17 protein-coding genes are annotated in these 16,372 nt (G+C 63.4%); 8 read left to right on the forward strand and 9 right to left on the reverse strand.

Features of this window, described 5'->3' with window-relative positions; all coding sequences use genetic code 11:
* Positions 1 to 35 precede the first annotated feature (35 nt).
* A complete protein-coding gene (locus VF34_RS06235; RefSeq protein WP_045841080.1) occupies positions 36 to 716 on the reverse strand; it encodes a FadR/GntR family transcriptional regulator in 681 nt (226 codons plus the stop codon).
* Between the two features lie 51 nt (positions 717 to 767).
* On the opposite strand from VF34_RS06235, the gene VF34_RS06240 reads away from it, so the two are divergent.
* Positions 768 to 2,582: a 2-isopropylmalate synthase gene (locus VF34_RS06240; RefSeq protein ID WP_082079174.1), complete on the forward strand. Its 1,815-nt coding sequence runs from the start codon at positions 768 to 770 to the stop codon at positions 2,580 to 2,582.
* Here the strand turns inward: VF34_RS06240 and VF34_RS06245 are convergent, their stop codons facing one another.
* Both VF34_RS06245 and VF34_RS06250 read right to left on the reverse strand, forming a co-directional pair.
* A complete protein-coding gene (locus VF34_RS06245) occupies positions 2,583 to 3,722 on the reverse strand; it encodes a lipase family protein (RefSeq protein WP_045841082.1) in 1,140 nt (379 codons plus the stop codon).
* A 64-nt stretch (positions 3,723 to 3,786) separates the two neighbouring features.
* A complete protein-coding gene (locus VF34_RS06250) occupies positions 3,787 to 4,569 on the reverse strand; it encodes a GAF and ANTAR domain-containing protein (protein WP_045841208.1) in 783 nt (260 codons plus the stop codon).
* Positions 4,570 to 4,866: 297 nt separating this feature from the next.
* Between VF34_RS06250 and VF34_RS06255 the strand changes: the two genes are divergently transcribed.
* A complete protein-coding gene (locus tag VF34_RS06255) occupies positions 4,867 to 5,274 on the forward strand; it encodes a hypothetical protein (protein ID WP_045841083.1) in 408 nt (135 codons plus the stop codon).
* Here VF34_RS06255 and VF34_RS06260 read toward each other — a convergent pair whose 3' ends face one another.
* Positions 5,275 to 6,069 carry a hypothetical protein gene (locus tag VF34_RS06260; protein WP_045841084.1) on the reverse strand — a complete coding sequence of 265 codons (795 nt, stop codon included), beginning with the start codon at positions 6,067 to 6,069 and terminating at the stop codon, positions 5,275 to 5,277. It lies immediately after the preceding gene.
* A 137-nt stretch (positions 6,070 to 6,206) separates the two neighbouring features.
* Between VF34_RS06260 and VF34_RS06265 the strand changes: the two genes are divergently transcribed.
* From VF34_RS06265 to VF34_RS06275, 4 genes are read left to right on the forward strand one after another with little or no spacing between them, the layout of a single operon-like run.
* Positions 6,207 to 8,090 (forward strand): hypothetical protein, encoded by a 1,884-nt coding sequence (locus VF34_RS06265; protein ID WP_045841085.1) that lies wholly within the window; start codon positions 6,207 to 6,209, stop codon positions 8,088 to 8,090.
* Positions 8,087 to 8,251, forward strand: a complete 165-nt coding sequence (locus tag VF34_RS25225) for a hypothetical protein (protein WP_167326471.1) — start codon at positions 8,087 to 8,089, stop codon at positions 8,249 to 8,251. Before VF34_RS06265 ends, VF34_RS25225 begins: the two co-directional genes overlap by 4 nt.
* A gap of 1 nt (position 8,252) precedes the next feature.
* Entirely contained in the window at positions 8,253 to 8,672 is a 420-nt protein-coding gene (locus tag VF34_RS06270; protein ID WP_045841086.1) for a hypothetical protein, read from the forward strand.
* Positions 8,669 to 9,985 (forward strand): hypothetical protein, encoded by a 1,317-nt coding sequence (locus tag VF34_RS06275; protein ID WP_045841087.1) that lies wholly within the window; start codon positions 8,669 to 8,671, stop codon positions 9,983 to 9,985. Before VF34_RS06270 ends, VF34_RS06275 begins: the two co-directional genes overlap by 4 nt.
* On the opposite strand, the gene VF34_RS06280 is transcribed toward VF34_RS06275, so the two are convergent.
* Complete coding sequence (locus tag VF34_RS06280) at positions 9,946 to 10,254, reverse strand: hypothetical protein (protein WP_080736502.1); 309 nt, start codon at positions 10,252 to 10,254, stop codon at positions 9,946 to 9,948. The genes VF34_RS06275 and VF34_RS06280 overlap by 40 nt on opposite strands.
* Positions 10,255 to 10,299: 45 nt before the next feature.
* Entirely contained in the window at positions 10,300 to 11,475 is a 1,176-nt protein-coding gene (locus tag VF34_RS06285; protein WP_045841089.1) for an FAD-dependent oxidoreductase, read from the reverse strand.
* A 135-nt stretch (positions 11,476 to 11,610) separates the two neighbouring features.
* Here VF34_RS06285 and VF34_RS06290 point away from each other — a divergent pair, with 135 nt between their 5' ends.
* Together VF34_RS06290 and VF34_RS06295 are read left to right on the forward strand one after the other, a co-directional pair.
* Complete coding sequence (locus VF34_RS06290) at positions 11,611 to 12,624, forward strand: MerR family transcriptional regulator (RefSeq protein WP_197077439.1); 1,014 nt, start codon at positions 11,611 to 11,613, stop codon at positions 12,622 to 12,624.
* Positions 12,621 to 13,235 carry a LysE family translocator gene (locus VF34_RS06295; RefSeq protein ID WP_045841090.1) on the forward strand — a complete coding sequence of 205 codons (615 nt, stop codon included), beginning with the start codon at positions 12,621 to 12,623 and terminating at the stop codon, positions 13,233 to 13,235. The genes VF34_RS06290 and VF34_RS06295 overlap by 4 nt, the downstream gene beginning before the upstream one ends.
* Here the strand turns inward: VF34_RS06295 and VF34_RS06300 are convergent.
* The 3 genes from VF34_RS06300 to VF34_RS06310 all read right to left on the reverse strand — a co-directional run bounded on the left by VF34_RS06300 (position 13,219) and on the right by VF34_RS06310 (position 16,255).
* A complete protein-coding gene (locus tag VF34_RS06300; protein ID WP_045841091.1) occupies positions 13,219 to 13,893 on the reverse strand; it encodes a TetR/AcrR family transcriptional regulator in 675 nt (224 codons plus the stop codon). The genes VF34_RS06295 and VF34_RS06300 overlap by 17 nt on opposite strands.
* Before the next feature lie 206 nt (positions 13,894 to 14,099).
* Entirely contained in the window at positions 14,100 to 14,567 is a 468-nt protein-coding gene (locus VF34_RS06305) for a hypothetical protein (protein WP_231578197.1), read from the reverse strand.
* 341 nt (positions 14,568 to 14,908) lie between these two features.
* A complete protein-coding gene (locus VF34_RS06310; RefSeq protein ID WP_045841092.1) occupies positions 14,909 to 16,255 on the reverse strand; it encodes a 2-hydroxycarboxylate transporter family protein in 1,347 nt (448 codons plus the stop codon).
* Positions 16,256 to 16,372 lie beyond the last annotated feature (117 nt).

A 16,372-nucleotide genomic window follows, 5' to 3' on the forward strand; every position in this document is an offset into this window, starting at 1 on the left:
GTTCCAGTAGCCGAAAAGCCTTGACCGGCCGGTGCTCACGTCGGAGGAGCGATGGTCGTCGACAACTCCCGCAGATGTGTGCGGGTGAGCGTGTGTGCGCGGTGCTCGTCGCGTGCGGCGATAGCCTCGACGACGTGCGTGTGGGCGTCGTGGTCTGCGTGCTCTCCGAACGCGCCCTTGATCTTCAGCATGTCGATCATGGCGGTCCGTAGCCGTGGAGCCATGGAGTCGAAGAGTTCGAGCAGGATGTCGTTGTGCGACGCGACCACGATGGAGCGGTGAAAAGCCATGTCCGCCTCCACCAGATCGACCGCGTCGGCGCGGGCGGTGTTGCGTAGCTCGAGTGAGCGACGGATCGCGTCGAGGTCGGCGGGAGTGCGTCGGGCTGCGGCGAGAGCTGCTGCCTCACCTTCGATGGCGAGGCGGGCTTCGAGGACCGCGGTGATGTGTGCGCGCTGGAGAACTTTGTCCCAGTCCGTCCGCGCCTCGTCGATCGATTCGACGAAGACTCCTGATCCCTGCCGGGTGACGAGGATTCCGCGCCCCGCCAGTTGTCTGATGGCCTCGCGCATCGTCGATCGGCCGACGTCGAACATGGGGGCAAGGGTCGTTTCACCTGGCAGTTTGGTGCCGACCGGCCACTCACCGGACTGAATTTTGGCATGCAACAGTTCGGCGGCCTGATCGGCCAACGAGGTTCGGCGTATCGCGGTCACAGTCGAAGAATACTCCTCAGCTTGTCTGAGGAGTGGTGCTACATTGCTCGTATGCGTACAGATTTCCCCACTCTGTCCACTCCCGCCGGACCCGTTCCCGCCGGCGCGCCCACCTGGAATCGGCAGCGGCACTCCCAGATGCCGTCGCATCGTTACCGTGACGTCTACGCCAAGGTCGACATTCCGCTGACCCAGCGTCGCTGGCCGGAGCGACGGTTGACCGAGGCACCGCTGTGGGTGCCGGTCGATCTGCGCGACGGCAACCAAGCGTTGCCGGAGCCGATGGATCCTGCCCGCAAGAAGCAGTTCTTCGAGTTGATGGTTGCGATGGGCTACAAGGAAATCGAAGTCGGGTATCCCTCGGCATCGCAGACCGATTTCGATTTCGTGCGGCTGCTGGCACACACCGATCTGGCACCCGACGACGTCACCGTGGTCGTCTTCACCCCGGCGCGACGCGACCTGATCGAGCGAACCGTGGAGTCGATCCGCGGAATCACCAACGACGTCGTGATCCACATGTACACCGCCACGGCTCCTACGTGGCGCGAGGTCGTGCTCGGCCGGGAAGCCAACGAGCTTCGCTCACTGATACTTTCGGGCGCAGCCGACGTTCTCGAACTTGCCGGCGACCTGCCCAACGTGCGATTCGAGTTCTCACCCGAGGTCTTCAATCTCACCGAACCCGACTACGTCCTCGATGTCTGCGATGCAGTGACGACTCTGTGGGACGCGACGCAGCAGCGGCCGGTCATCCTGAATTTGCCTGCCACAGTGGAGGTCGCGACGCCGAATGTCTATGCGGACCAGATCGAGTACATGAACGACAACCTTGCGCGACGAGACAGCGTAATCCTGTCGGTGCATCCACACAACGACCGCGGGACCGGCATTGCCTGCGCCGAGCTGGCCGTCCTGGCCGGAGCGCAGCGGGTGGAGGGTTGCGTGTTCGGCAACGGCGAGCGCACCGGAAACGTCGACATCGCCACTCTCGCATTGAATTTGCACGCTCAGGGTGTCGATCCGATGATCGACTTCTCCGACATCGATCAGATTCGACGCACCGTCGAATACTGCAACCAGCTCGAGGTTCACCCGCGGCATCCGTATGTCGGCGACCTCGTACACACCGCCTTCAGCGGTACGCACCAGGACGCCATCAAGAAGGGTTTCGTCGAGCATCGCGCTCGGGCGCTGAGCGAAGGCCGTTCCGAGCGCGATATCGAATGGCGGGTGCCGTACTTGCCGATCGACCCCGACGACATCGGTCGATCGTACGACGCGGTCATTCGCGTCAATTCGCAATCGGGCAAGGGAGGAATCGCGTACCTCCTCGAAACCCACTACGGCATCGAACTTCCGCGTCGCCTGCAGATCGACCTCGCCCGGCACGTGCAGGCCCGCACGGATTCGATCGGTACCGAACTGTCGGCCGAGCAACTCTGGGACGTCTTCCAGGAGGTGTACATCGGTGTCGACGAACCCGACGTAACCCTGATCGGTTTCGACTCTCACGACGACGACGGGTCCGCCGACACCTGCATCACGTTGAAGATCGACGGCACGTCCTTCGAGTCTTCACACACGGGAGTCGGACCCGTCGAGGCACTCGTCGACGCGTTGTCTGCTCATGGCAGGCACGTGGACATCCTCGGTCTGACGCAGACGAGTGTGCGAGCCGGCAACGACAGTGATGCGGTCTCGATGCTCGAATATCGCACTGCCACTGGGTCTCGATGGGCGGCAGGGATCGATCGCTCCGTTCTGTCCGCCACCCTCGACGCAGTCCTTCGTGCCGCCGGCTCGGCGACCCAGCGGGACTACGTGCTCGGTAGCGATCGGCGTCCGCCGCATGTCGGTGGCTGATCAGTGCAGCATGTCGAGTATGCGGGGCAGGGCGTCGTCGACGGTTGCGGCAATGACGTCGTAATGAGTGGCGCCGGGCACGGGCAGGTAGGTCACGTCGCGGATGCCCTGTGCCGCCAGTTCCGCAGCGAGGGCGGTCGTCAGAGCCGGCGGCACGACGGTATCGGCAAGCCCCTGCTCGATGGTCACCGGCCGTGTGTAACCAATGGTCGGCACGGATAGGTAGTCGCGGATAGCCGAGGTCATGGCGGGGTCGGAGAGCGATCGAGCGAGGAGCTGTTGTGGTGCAACGCCACTGGCCTTCTGTCGTAGGTCGCTGATGCAATTGTCCTCTGCATGCGCCAGGTAGTCGCGCCCCAGTTCGCTGAGATAGCTGTTCACGTCGAGATCCGGCCGAGAGTCCCTGAGCCCGTACAGGACGTAGATCAGAGTGGCCGTGATGTTGTCGAGTGGTGCGATGCGAGGAGTGGTGGGAGAGAGCAGCGGAAGGACGGCTTCGAGGTTCGACGACGGTGCGAACGACATCATCCCTCGAAAGTCTGTGTCCGCCCCGTAGGCATCCGCGCGAGCCCCGGTGGTGAGTGCGGCTGCGCCGCCCTGCGAGTGTCCGGCGGCAACCCAGGTGCGGGACAGCTCGGGTAGTTCGTCTGCGGCAGCGCTGACGATGTCAGTGACGGCGTTGGCCTCCGAGATGCTGTTCAGGTAGTGGTGGGCGTCGGCGGTTCCGAGCCCGATGTAGTCCGTCGAGACAACGGCCGTGCCGCTTCGTAGCAGCTGGGTGAGCAGGGGCTTGGACAGCTCGACGGCCATGGGGTCCTCGGCAGCACCGTCGTCGAGTGCTGTGCTCAGGGCGCATGAATCACCCACGCCGACGGTCCCTTTGGCCCACGACACGACCGGCCATCCTCCCGGTGGTGGTGTGCCGGAGGGGAGGTAGACCTGTCCGTGGGCAATCGCGGGACGGCCGTGCTCGTCGGTGGTTGTGTAGGACAGTGAGTAGCCCGCGGCGGCACCGTCGATCAGCCGGGGAAGTACATCGATGGACGTTGCCGGTGCCGCGCCGGCGATGGGCGTGAGAATGCCTGTGGCAGCGAGCAGTCCGGCAGCCAGCGTCGTAATTGCAGCGGATCGAGTCGTCATGTCTTCTTCTAGGTGCTCGGTGAGTGTTGCGGCGAGGCTGCCGGTCGAGGGGTGCCGAATGGAGTCAGCGCGTTTCGGTATTGATCGAGGCGATCAATGTGGCGGCGATGTCGGTGACTTTGATGTTGCGGTTCTGGGATTGTTCGGAGAGGAATGCGAAGGCTTCATCCGCGCCGATACCGCGCATCGCCATGATGATTCCTTTGGCCTGTTCGATCTGTGCACGGGTCTTCATCGCGGTCAGAAGCCCGTCGACTTCCTCTTCTGCAGTTCGAGCCCGTCGAGATACCATCACCGCGGTTTCGATCGAGCTGACGAACAGCCCCACCAGGGCCTCGTCTATATCGCTGAAGCCGTGCTGGTCGTAGCTGTAGATGTTCAGAGCCCCGAGGTGGCGGTCGTCGACCGTCAGAGGGGCCGACAGATAGCTCTCGACGCCGAGACCGGACACGTTGTTCGCGAATCGTGGCCAGCGGTCTTCGACATCGCTGACCAGCAGCCGGACCATCTGTTGGGTGCGGGCCGACTCCAGGCACGGTCCCTCGTTGCTTCGGTATTGATCGGCGTCGACGTCGTTGACGCGGGGATCAGTGGATGCCACTGTCTCCGGCTGCTCGCCGTCCTCGTCGAGGAGTGTGATGCCTGCCAGATCCGCGGTGGTCAATGCCTGAACCACCTCTGTGCATGTGGCTTGCAGGATCACGGACAGATCCATCCGGGCCACCAACTTCGATCTCAAATTCTCCAGCGCGTGTGCGTAGCCTGCGACCTCGGACGAGACGGCCGCTGCGTCGCGCAAGTGTGCGGGCTCGCTGCTGCTACCTCGATCTACCGATTCGGTTGTCATCACGCACCACTCACTTCCGTAGACCGACGCCACCGATGGTGATCGCACGGCCAAACGCGGCGCGGGCTCGGCCGTTCCCGCAAATTTACTTCGATACAAACCCAGCGGCAATCCCGCAGCGATAACCGTGCACAGCGGCATTGCGTCGATCAACGGACCCGGTAGCCGTGGGCTGCAGTAGAAGAACAAGACCGATCGGCCCGATTCTGGCAGAATCAACGGTCATGTGTGCGGGCCCGTCACAACTCGGGTCGACGCTGCTCCCGCGACCGAAGGACGACGAACGATGACGTCACCGTGAACAAGCTCTCGACGGTGGCACTGCTGATCCTGTTGGGTGCTGCCGGAACGTTCAATGGAATGTCGTTGACCTCCGACCCCACCGGGCGGTCACTGGGCTTGGATGTCGACATGCTCCCTGCGTGGCATACCTGGGACTACCGCATCTCCGGGCTGTTCGTGCTGATTTTTCTCGGACTCGGATCGTTGATCTCGGTTGCTGCTGTGCTCGTCGATGCATACGACGCTCCGACGTGTGTCGTGTTCGTGGGGTTGGTGACCATCGGGTGGGTGGTGTGGCAGATCCTCGTACTCGATATCGACGCGCCCCGCGCCCAAATCCCCCTCACCCTGTTGGGGGTCGCGTTGACCATCCTCGCGATCGGCCAATTCCGCGCGCGTGCCCGCGACCGCAGCCGGCAGTAGTTACAAGCCGATTGATCCGAGGAGTGCTTCTCCCGGATCGACGACCGCCACGACGGCAGCGACGAAAAGCAGCGCCATCCCGATCGTCATCAGCGCGCCGAGTGAACCGAGGGTGACGAACCTCCGACGGTGAGCGGCGTCTGTCGTGTCCGCCGATCTGTAGCGCCGGAGCGCGATCACGGTTCCGGTACCGACAACGGCGATCACCACACCCGTCGCGATGATCACCGCCCAGTTGTAATGCTTGACCTGCGTGAGCAGCTCGAGCAGAGGCGGCCTCGTATCTCCGCTCCGCACACCGCTTTCGATCAGTAACTGCGCCGTCGTCCCGTCCGCGTTGTCGTCGGAGAGCATCGGAAGCAGGGCGACGACGGGAGCTACCGTCGACTGGATGTTGATCACGGCCACGAACACCGAAAACAGTGACAGCACGGTCGAAGTACCCGCAGCGATCACGTAGCCCATGCCGGCAGTCAGGGATCGCCTCCACAGCGTCGCCGCCAGCAGGCCCAGAACAGCGGTCAGCAGTACCGAGATGACGATCTTGATGGCGTGCCACGCGAACCAGTAGTCCACCATCTCCGCCAACCCGGGAGGAAAGGTGCGAACACCGCTGCCCCAGTACTCGACCAATTCACGGCCGAGCAGCTCGCCCATGGTGGACTGATCCTGGAACTGGGGATAACTTCCGCGCAGCAGAGCGGCCGGTCCGAGAACGAACGCGGCCACCAATAATGCCCCTGCACACGCCAACAGAACGATCGACCAGCGGTCGCGTGGGATGGACTTACTCATCGGACGGCTCCTTTCCGCACGAGAGTCAATCACCGAGAGCTCGGGTGCACATCCCTCTGTAGGACTAGATCGCAATCAGCAGGCACCGATTGTCCCGAACTTCACCGAAACGACGGCCCGTGGTTCATACTTTCGCTATGGTCAATGTAAGTGTGACGACGGGTAACGTCATTGCTCAGTCGGAAAGCGGAGGCGCGGCGCTGGACCAGGTCTTCGGTATGACGGCAGCCGCGGCCGTCGTGTCGTTGTTTCTGCTGTACCTGGCATTCATGCACCGCACTCGCCGCATCACGTGGTTGGCGAGGCTGGCGGACTACGCGGGATCGAAGCTGAACCTGCCCGGCTGGGCTGCGTTGCCTCTGGTCCTGTTCGTCTCGACGATCCTGACGGCATTCTTCGGGTTCATCTGGGACGTCAGCCTGCACATCGGACGAGGGCGCGACGAGGGACCACTGGCCAACCCGGCCCACTACTTCATCCTGGTCGGCTTGTTCTTCCTGTTCATCGCGGGCGCGCTGGCGATCATTCTGCCGCTCGACGAGAAGCCCGGTCGCGCGGCCGTCAAGATCACCCGCACCTGGTACGCGCCCACGGGCGGTCTGCTGATCGCGGGCAGTGGACTGTATGCGCTCATCGGTTTTCCGTTGGACGACATCTGGCACCGCATCTTCGGCCAGGACGTCACGCTGTGGGGCCCGACGCACCTGATGCTGATCGGCGGTGCCGGACTGTCTCTCATTGGCGTCCTGCTGCTCGAGCACGAAGGCAGACTGGCGCTCGCCGCAGCACGGCAGACCTCCCCCGACGAGGTGGACGAAACTGCGCAGGGCCCCAGGCGCTCGGTGTTGTCCTGGATTCTCAAGGCCAGCGCCTTCGGTGGCCTCCTCATCGGACTGTCGGTGTTCCAGATCGAATTCGACTTCGGAGTCGAGCAGTTCCGGTTGGTGTTCCAACCGATGCTCATCGTCGGTGCCGGCGCGTTCGCACTCGTCGCCGCACGACTTGTCGTGGGACGGGGCGCGACTCTGTTCGTCGTCGCATTTGCCGCGGTCATTCGCGAGCTGACGGCATTCGTCGTCGGTTCAGTTCTGGGTGAACCGCACAACGTCTTCGCGCTGTTCCTCGGGATCGCGGTGGTGGTCGAACTCGTCGGTCTCACTCCGCTCGTGGTGCACAGACTTCGATTCGGAATGCTCGCAGGATTCGCTGCCGCAACCGTGGGCCTGTGGCTCGAATCATTGTGGATCGACGCGGTATTCGTCTACCCGTGGCCGACGTCGATGTGGGTCGAGGCGCTTGCGATGGCAATACCCGTCGGCGTCATGTGCGGGCTGACGGCGGGACTGTTCGCGCAACTGCTCAGCGGTGACGGGCTGCCGGCACCTGCTGTCCGGCGCACGATCGTCGTCGCGTTGGTACTCGTACTCGGCGGCGCGACAGCCAACGGTTTGATGATCGATGTACCGGAAAACGCAACGGCGACGGTCACTCTCGCCGATGCCGCGCCGCAGGACGGTGGCCGCATGGTGACGGCGACGGTCCGTCTCGATCCAGCCGATCTGGTGTCCGACGACCCCGAATGGGTGGCGATCCTGGCATGGCAGGGAGCCGGTGACACTCTGCGTGGTCTGGTCGTCGATCGTCTCGAACGAACCGGGCCCGGGATGTATCAGTCGACCCGTCCGGTTCCGGCGCACGGAACGTGGAAGACGTTCCTGCGTATCCAGGACGGTCGAACGTTGACCGGAACGCCGATCTTCATGGCGGCCGATCCCGGCATCGGCGCATCCGAGGTCTCGGCCGACGCCCAGTTCACACGGCAGCTGCAGAGCGAGACCGCGCTGCTGCAGCGTGAGCGGAGCTTCGATCACCCGGCGTGGCTGTTCGGTGCCGCATCACTGGTTGTGCTCGTCTGCACTCTGGCATTGATCTGGGCTCTGTCGTGGGGCGCAGTGCGCATCAGTACCGAGACCCCGGGAGCATCGGTGTCACGCAGGACGCTGGATTCGAGCTCCGTATGACGGCAGCATCAGACGTCGTCTATCTCGCCGATCACTCTGTGGTTCTGGCCATTCCGGCAGTCGCGCCCGCGTTGATCATCGTGGCCGCGGTGCTGTACGTCGTCAGGAAGGACCGCCGGGCGGAGCGCGCAGAGAAACTCGAACAAGAAGGAGAGCACTGACATGGGACCGTCGCCAGTGCGGGCAGCGATCATCGGATGTGCAGCGGTGGCGCTGGTGGCCGGCTGCGGATCGTCGTCCGGCGGTACCTCGCCCAGTACAGCAGAACCGGTGCCCAGCACCGACTCCGCCGCGTCGGTGTCCGCGCAGCCCGATACCCTGCAGATGAATCTGTCGATCGACGGCGGGACGGTCGAACCGACCAATCAACGCCTCGACGCCTCTGTGGGGCAATCGATTTCGATGTCGATCACCAGTGATGTCGCCGACGAACTGCACGTGCATTCGGTTCCCGAGCACACCTTCGAGATCGAGCCGGGTAAAGATCAGCTGTTCACGTTCACCGTCGATGTGCCCGGACAGGTGGATATCGAACTGCACCACAGCGATCGCACTGTCGCCACGCTCGTCGTTCGTCCGTGATTCTCGCCCACGGCCTCGGCGGGTCGACCGATCTGCCGATCCCGGTAACCTACGCCCTGATCGGAGGGGCGTGGGCGTTGGCGGCGTCGTTCGTGCTGCTGCTGTTCGCGTGGCGTCGCCCCAGGCTCGACCCCACGCGTGTCGTCGTGGCGTTGCCGCGGACGACGGTGGTGGCCGATTCGGCGATCGTCCGGGGTCTCGTCGGGACCTTGTCGGTGCTGCTGGCGGGCACTGTCGCCGCAGCATCGGTGTGGGGGCCACAGGATTCCAGCAACGCGTTGCTCGGCACCCTCTACGTTTTGGTGTGGGTGGGCATCGTTCCGGCGTCGCTGGTGTTCGGGCCGTTCTGGCGGATCGTGTCTCCGATGCGGGCACTACACCGGGTCGTGTGCGGCCTGTTGCGTCGTCCGACGTCGTCGGCGATAGTCGCCTACCGTCGCGAATGGGGCTGCGTACCAGCAGTTGTCGGTCTCTTCGCGTTCGTCTGGCTCGAACTGGCCTCGCCCGACTCGGGTTCGGTGTCGGCTGTTCGTCTGTGGTGCGCGGTGTACGTCCTGGTGATGGCGGTGGGTGCGGCGATCTTCGGCGACGAATGGTTCTCTCGTGCAGATCCTTTCGAGGTGTACAGCGACACGGTATCTCGGTTGTCTCCACTCACCCGAGATGCCGCGTCCGGCCTACTGGCGCTGCGATCACCGCTCGACGGTGCCGTGAGCCTGCCGCTGCAGCGGGGCACGGTGGCAGTGCTCGCCGTTCTGCTCGGGTCCACCGCCTTCGACAGCATCGGGCAGATACCGGCGTGGCGTTCGTTGGTCGACGAATCCGCTCTCGGATCGGTGCCGGCCAGAACCCTCGGGTTGATTGCCGTCATCTGCGTTGTCGGAGCGGCGTTCTGGTCTGCGGCCCGTGCCACCGGGGGAGTGACGAGTAGTCGTCGTTCCGCGTTACCTGGCCTGCTCGCCCATTCTCTGATCCCGATCGTGGTGGGTTACATGACGGCTCACTACCTCACGTACTTCGTCGAAAAGGGCCAGCAGACAATCATTTCGCTGTCGGATCCATTGGGCAACGGAGCGAATGTACTCGGGCTGCAGGATGCATCGGTCTCCTACGTCCTGTCCAACCACCCGTCGGTCGTCGCCGGCATCGCCGTCCTGGCGGTCGTGGTGGGGCACCTGGTGGGCATCACCCTCGCCCACGACGCCTCGCTGCGAACTTTGCCGAAAGAACACGCGGCTACCGGTCAACTCGCCATGATGGTCGTGATGGTGCTCTACACATTCGGTGGATTGTTCCTGCTGTTCGGTGCGTGATCGGGCCGCCCGCGCCGGACCCTGACAATCGTCACCGCTGCCAACACCAACCCTGCGAGTGTCATGAAGTCGGACTCGGTGAGACCCCGTTCTGCATCGACCACGTACAACGTTCGGCCTTCGATGGGGGCGTTGAAGAACAGCCACAGCACCGAGACGACACCCAGCGATATCGCCGCGGGCCACGACGGCCTGGCCAGACACCATGCTGCTGAGGCGAACACGGCGTTCATCAGAACGAGGGCATGGAACGGATCGATAGATGGCACCGGTACATCATGACGGAGTGCGTGACAGACGACGACATCCTGAGCTCAGCGTTCACCGCGACAGAACACCCGCGCTTCGGGATTTGCCGAGATGACGGGGGTGACTCCGGTGATCAGGTCGATCATCCCGAACGGGGAGCGTTCCCCGAGGCAGAGGTCGAGCGTCTCGTGTGACTGGATGGCGACTGCCTCACTTCGGGTGAACAGGGACTTCTCGTAGACGGACAGCGCTTCGTCGATGTTGTCGCGGTGATCGGCAATGGCAAGAGCGAGTTCGGCACCGTCGAACATCGAGAGATTCGCGCCGTCTCCGGAGGGAGGCATCAGGTGTGCGGCATCGCCCACGAGGGTTACTCCCGGCGTGTGATCCCAGCGGTGGTCGTTGGGGAGCGTGAAGATCCTGCGGGGAACCAGCGCGGTCTCGCCGTCGGTGATCAGCGCTGTCAATTCCGGTGCCCAACCGTCGAATTCGGCTGCGATCGCGGCTTTGGCGGAGTCGGTGTCGGTGAAGTCGATCGCGTCGATCCAGTCGGAGCTACGGGTGAGCTGAACGTACGTGTGCAGGATGTCGCCGGCCTCGCGATGTACGGAAATTCCCCTGCCCGGTGTGAGGGCGAACATCGCGCCACCGCCGACTGCGCGGGCCGTTGCGGGGTGACGTGCGTCGACATCGTGGAGGTAGGTCTCGACGAAGACGGTGCCCACGTAGCTGGGTACGGCATCCGAGAGCAGAGACCGCACTCGTGACCAGGCGCCGTCGGCCCCGACGAGCAGATCGCTGACCGTCGTGGTTCCGTTCGCGAACTCGAGTGCGTGTCGACCGTCGCCCAATGGGCGGACGGAGGTGAGCTTGTGGCCCCACTGAACGGTGTCGGCCGGCAGCGAGTCGAGCAGAATGCGTCGCAGGTCGCCGCGCAACACCTCTGGTCGACCTCCGGTGCCGTCGTCTGGTTCGTCGAGCAGAGCCTCGCCGTTCGGACGCAGGACGCGAGTCGCTTCGCCTCCCTCGTGAATGATGGCGCGGAACTGTTCTGTGAGCCCGGCTGCGGCGAGGGCGACCTGCCCGTCCTCCTCGTGAATGTCGAGCTGCCCGCCTTGAGTGCGCACGTCAGCCGTGGCGTCGGCCTCGTACACCGTGGCGGCGATTCCGTGAACGTGCAGTACTCGTGCCAGCACCAGGCCGCCGAGTCCTGCACCGATGATCGAGATGGATGTCTTCATGGATGTCTCCGCTCGTTGTTGGAACACTGTTCCAATAAGAATGGAACACTGTTCCAACGCTGTCAAGTAGGCGGAAGCCCTCGGTCGCCTTTCGCGTTTGACCTGTTCCCTGGGGGCCGGGTTTACGGTACGGAGATGGACGACCTGCTGAGTGTTGGAGATGTGACCCGCGAGACCGGTGCCTCGTCGAAGGCGTTGCGTGGCTACGAGGCATTGAATCTCGTTGTCCCCGAACGGGCGACCAACGGTTACCGCATGTACGACCGCCACCAGGTTCGAGTCGTCGCGCAGATCCACCGCCTGAATGCACTCGGAATTCCGCTCGCGGACATGCACCCGTTCGTCGACTGCCTGAACGCCGGAAGTCTGCACGCGGACACCTGCCCCGCCTCGCTGTCGGGGTATCGCCGGGCGATCCAGCGGGTCGAACAGGCCATCGACGACCTCGACCGACAACGCGTCGCGCTGGTCGCCAACCTCGCCGAGGCAAGCGCACGGATGGCCGACGAGTGGGCCACCGCCGATGCGCACAATCCCAATCTCGCCCCGCTGCCGGCAGACCTGGACGTTCCACACGACGACGGAGCGACCGATCATCTGTACGGAGTGGCAATGCCGACCACCCGGTTGCCATCCACCGACGGTGGCCACGTCGACCTCGCCGTTCTCGGAACGGGCCGTGTCCTGGTCTATGTATTTCCGATGACCGGTGCACCAGGGCACGACATGCCCGACGGTTGGGACGCCATTCCCGGTGCCCGCGGATGCAGCCCGCACAACTGCGACATGCGTAACCACTATGCAGAGCTGGTGCAGGCCGGGATCAGCGCGGTCTATGGACTCTCGAGCCAACCCGTCGAGTATCAATCGGAACTGGTTGGCGCACTGCGACTTCCCTATCCGCTGCTCACCGACAGTGAACTGATTCTGCACGACGTGATTGGACTACCGACGTTCAGCACAGAGGATCTCACGGTCTACCGACGACTTGCTCTCGTCATCACCGGGGGAAGCATCGAGCACGTGTTCTACCCTGTGTTCCCACCGGACCGACACGCGCAGGCCGTCCTCGACTGGCTCGATCAACACCCCCGGCAGACGGCACCGACGCGGATCGCATCGCGCACTGTCGACGGCGGCGGGCAGTGATCGGCATCGCCGATCTCGCGCTGTTCGCCGGAGTGTTCGCGGCATCGGCTGCCACCCCCGGCCCCGAAGTTGTTGCGGTGATGGCTCGATCCCTCGACTCCGGGTTCCGGGGCGTTCCTGGACTGGCGGCCGGCATCGTCGTCGGAAAGTTGACTCTCCTCGGCATGGCCATGGCAGGACTCGCCGCGGCGACGGCGGCCTACGAGCCGATCCTTCGCGTCCTCACCTGGGCCGGCGCTGGGTATCTCTGTTACCTCGCCGCGAAGAAGTGGAGGACAGCCGGAGCGCCGGCGCTATCAGTGCCCACACGCGACACGCCCCGCCGAGCTCACAGTGTCGGCTTCGGAATAGTGCTCACCATGTCCAATCCCGTGGCCATCGGCTTCTACGTTGCGCTACTTCCCAGCGTCATCGACCTCACACAAGTGCACCTCGACGACTATCTGTTGCTCGGACTCACCCTCACCACGGTCATGGCGGTGATCATCGGGGTCTACGGTCTCGCTGGATTGCGCCTTCGGCGCTTCTTCGACCGCGGCGGTCAACGCATAGTGGACCGAACCACCGCCGGAGTATTTCTCCTGTGCGCTGTCTTCATCGTCTTGCGCTAGTTCGGTCGATACCGGCCAGGATGATGTCGACACCGGCCTGAAACTGTTCTCTATCATCATGTTCGGCGAATTGTGACGCGATTCGGGTCAGGAACGGATAGTCGCCGGTATCCGTCACCGCCGAGCGTGTGGAGTCGAGAAATGTCGCGCGGTCCGTCACCGTGGCGGCTAGTTGCCTCCCGGCATGGCGCTGGCTCGCAGCCCCGAGAGCGTGGTACATGAGCACGGACGCGGCGTCGAACTGCTCATTCTCCGGAATTCCGCGGACGTCCAGTTCGGTTCCGATGCGGTCGAACAGATGCATGACGGCCGGCTGCCACGGTGCCCCAGCGAGTTGCGTTGCCACCCATGGCCGCGTGGTGATCATGTCGAACACCCTCATCATCACGCCGCGAACGCCCTGCTCTGTCGCCTCGTTCTCGGGCAAGGATTTTAACACCGACGCCATGACGGCTTTGGCCGCTGCCGCGAGCAGATCTTCTCTGTTGCCGACGTGGTGATAGAGCGCTCCGGCGCCCGTGGACAGGTGTGCGGCGAGGGTGCGAAACGTCAGAGCATCGGTGCCGCCCTCGTCGAGCATCTCGATCGCTGCCTGCACGATGCGGCCCTTGGAGAGGGCGTCGGAACGTCGCGCGGGTGTCGGCTTCTTCTCGGGCATGTGCAAATCCTGCCACAACTGGAACGGTGTTCCAGGTCTATATGCCGGTGGCGGTAGCGTTCTCGATCCAGAGACTCAGTGCAAGCACGTCCCGAAAGGTCAGGGCATTGCCAGTGCATGCGTCGCCAGCGAGGGCTCGAGAGTGGGCTGGCGGGCGTCTCCGTGCGAAAAAGCGAGTTTCTCCAGGCGGGCATCTCACCGTAAAGTCAAGTGCTGCAGAGGGATCCGATATCGGCGACGACAGCGTTGTCCTGCGGATCGACCCATTGTGCACCGTGCGGATGCAGTAGGTGCTTACCTCGGCTCGGCCACTGAACGAATTCGTACCCCGCCAACTCCGTTTGCACGGTCTCCGCTACCCATTCGACAGCGTCGGGATAGTCCGCGTCCATCGACATGCCGTCGCCTCGCCCGAATCCGTAAAAGCCGCCGCCGCTCCATCCGATGATCACGCAGTAATCCGGGTTGATCTCGAATTCCCACACGAGGCTGTGCATGCTCACTTGGCGGCCGACCCGCAGGCACTCCAAGTCGCGCGCCACGGCGTCGAGCGCACGTACCCATGCTGCGGGCGGATCGAAACCCGGATTGTTCTGCGGTACAACAGTGCTCGAGTACATCGGGAGTTGCCAGACGAGACTGTCGGCGCGCGTGTAGTCCCACACGGACTCCATAGGTAGCGCTCCCTTCGTTCAGCGGCCCGAGCCTGGAGGTCGGTTCATGCGGGCAATGAAGACCGACGACACGAGAGCGCCGAGGAACATGCGGGCACAGCCTAATTGCTGTCAGGAACGTGTGGAGTGATTTTATCCGGCGCGCTGTCACCCCTGCGATTGCACGGCATGCTCCACTCGATGCCTCGGCCTGCGGGATCCCGCGACCCGGGCCCCAGAGTGGAGCGAGAGTTGCAGTGCTACGACCCCCGCACCACGTCGGATGCCGGTTTGTGGGTGAAGTCCGCCCACAGCAGTTCGAGGTGTGGTCTGAGTCTGCGGATAGCTTTCGGCGTAACGCGTTACAACACGATTGGCCCTAGGAGCGACAAGGTCAGCACAACCAGACCGCCGCCGATGCGTGAGGAGATGGACAGGAAGGGGAGTAGTTCCAATCGGTCGGCGGCACCCAGCACTGCCAAGTCGCCGCTCGAGCCGAAGTCGGCCAGGCCGAGTCCGCCCGAGATTGCCGACTCGATGAAGTGCAGATGTACCAGCCAACCCACGAATCCGGCGGCGAACAGAGCGACGAAAACGACTGCGATGGTGGAGAACATGTACACGGGATCGTTGAGCAGACTGAGCACCTGCTTGAAGTCGATCGCTACAATGCTCACGGCGACCAAGATTGCCGGGATGAAGGCGTTGGCGACAAGTTTGTACCAGATGTCGGCACCCTGAACCAAGAAGTCGGGGATGGGTAGGAAAATCTTTGCGATAGCGCACAACACGATCAGGAAGACGTAGCTGTGGATCGATGGGACGTAGAAGGACATGGCGTCTGCGATCATGAAAAGCATTCCAGCTGTGAATAATCCGATGATCGAGCTCCGTACGGCGTCGGCCGAGGAAATGGCTTTGCCCACAGGAACGGTCATCGTCGACTTCTTGACGGCCAATTCGCCGTTCCCGTTGAAGCGGGGGAACAGATTCGGCTTGCGACGGCCGAGCCACGCGAGTCCGCCGGCCGCGATGATGCAGACGGTATTGGCCACGACGACGGCGGGAACGAGCATGGACAGGTAATCGGTCGCGTTCCCGCCGCTGTTCTGCGCGATGACCTCCGAGATCGGAATGACCCCTGCTGCAACACCTCCGCCTAGGACGGGCCCGACGACGTAGAACAGCATTTTGCCGAGGCCGTATCCGGTGAGATGCCCGATGAGGCCGAACAGTGCGAAACACACCGCGATGGTGGCGACGATCGGCACGATGATGCGTGAGCCCGCCTTGATGAGCAGGGTGCGATCCATGCCGAGGATGCTGCCGACGATCAGTGCTGCGACGACGAATTCGCCGAACGCGGACAGGGTGTAGAAGTCGTCGATCGCCGTTGCAGTGCGCTCGGGCATCAGGTTGTAGCTGAACAGTACGGCCGGAACCAAGATGGCAAGGATGACGCCGCCGCCGATGCGATTGAACCCGGGGATCGCGTTACCGATCACCATCAGCAGGCCGCCGAGGGCCATCGTGGTGGCGAAGCCCGCCGTCATCCCTTCCGCTGGGGTGAACAGGTACGCCAGCACCACGATGACCAAAGCCATCGGCACGAACCAGCGCATCGGCAAGCCGAGAGTCGAGTTCATGTCCGACGGGCGTTCGCCGTCCTCGGTGACGACTTCGGATTCGGTCGGTCTGGCTGACGTCAACGGATTCTCCTGAGATTTCGGTGCTCGGCAATGGGGATCGAGCTAGCGCTACGTTATGTGTTGCGGATCACTACGTCAACATGATTGTATGCAATACAGCGCACGAGCCTGGTAGAA

This window comes from Rhodococcus sp. PML026 (assembly GCF_000963615.1).
Classification (GTDB): domain Bacteria; phylum Actinomycetota; class Actinomycetes; order Mycobacteriales; family Mycobacteriaceae; genus Rhodococcoides; species Rhodococcoides fascians.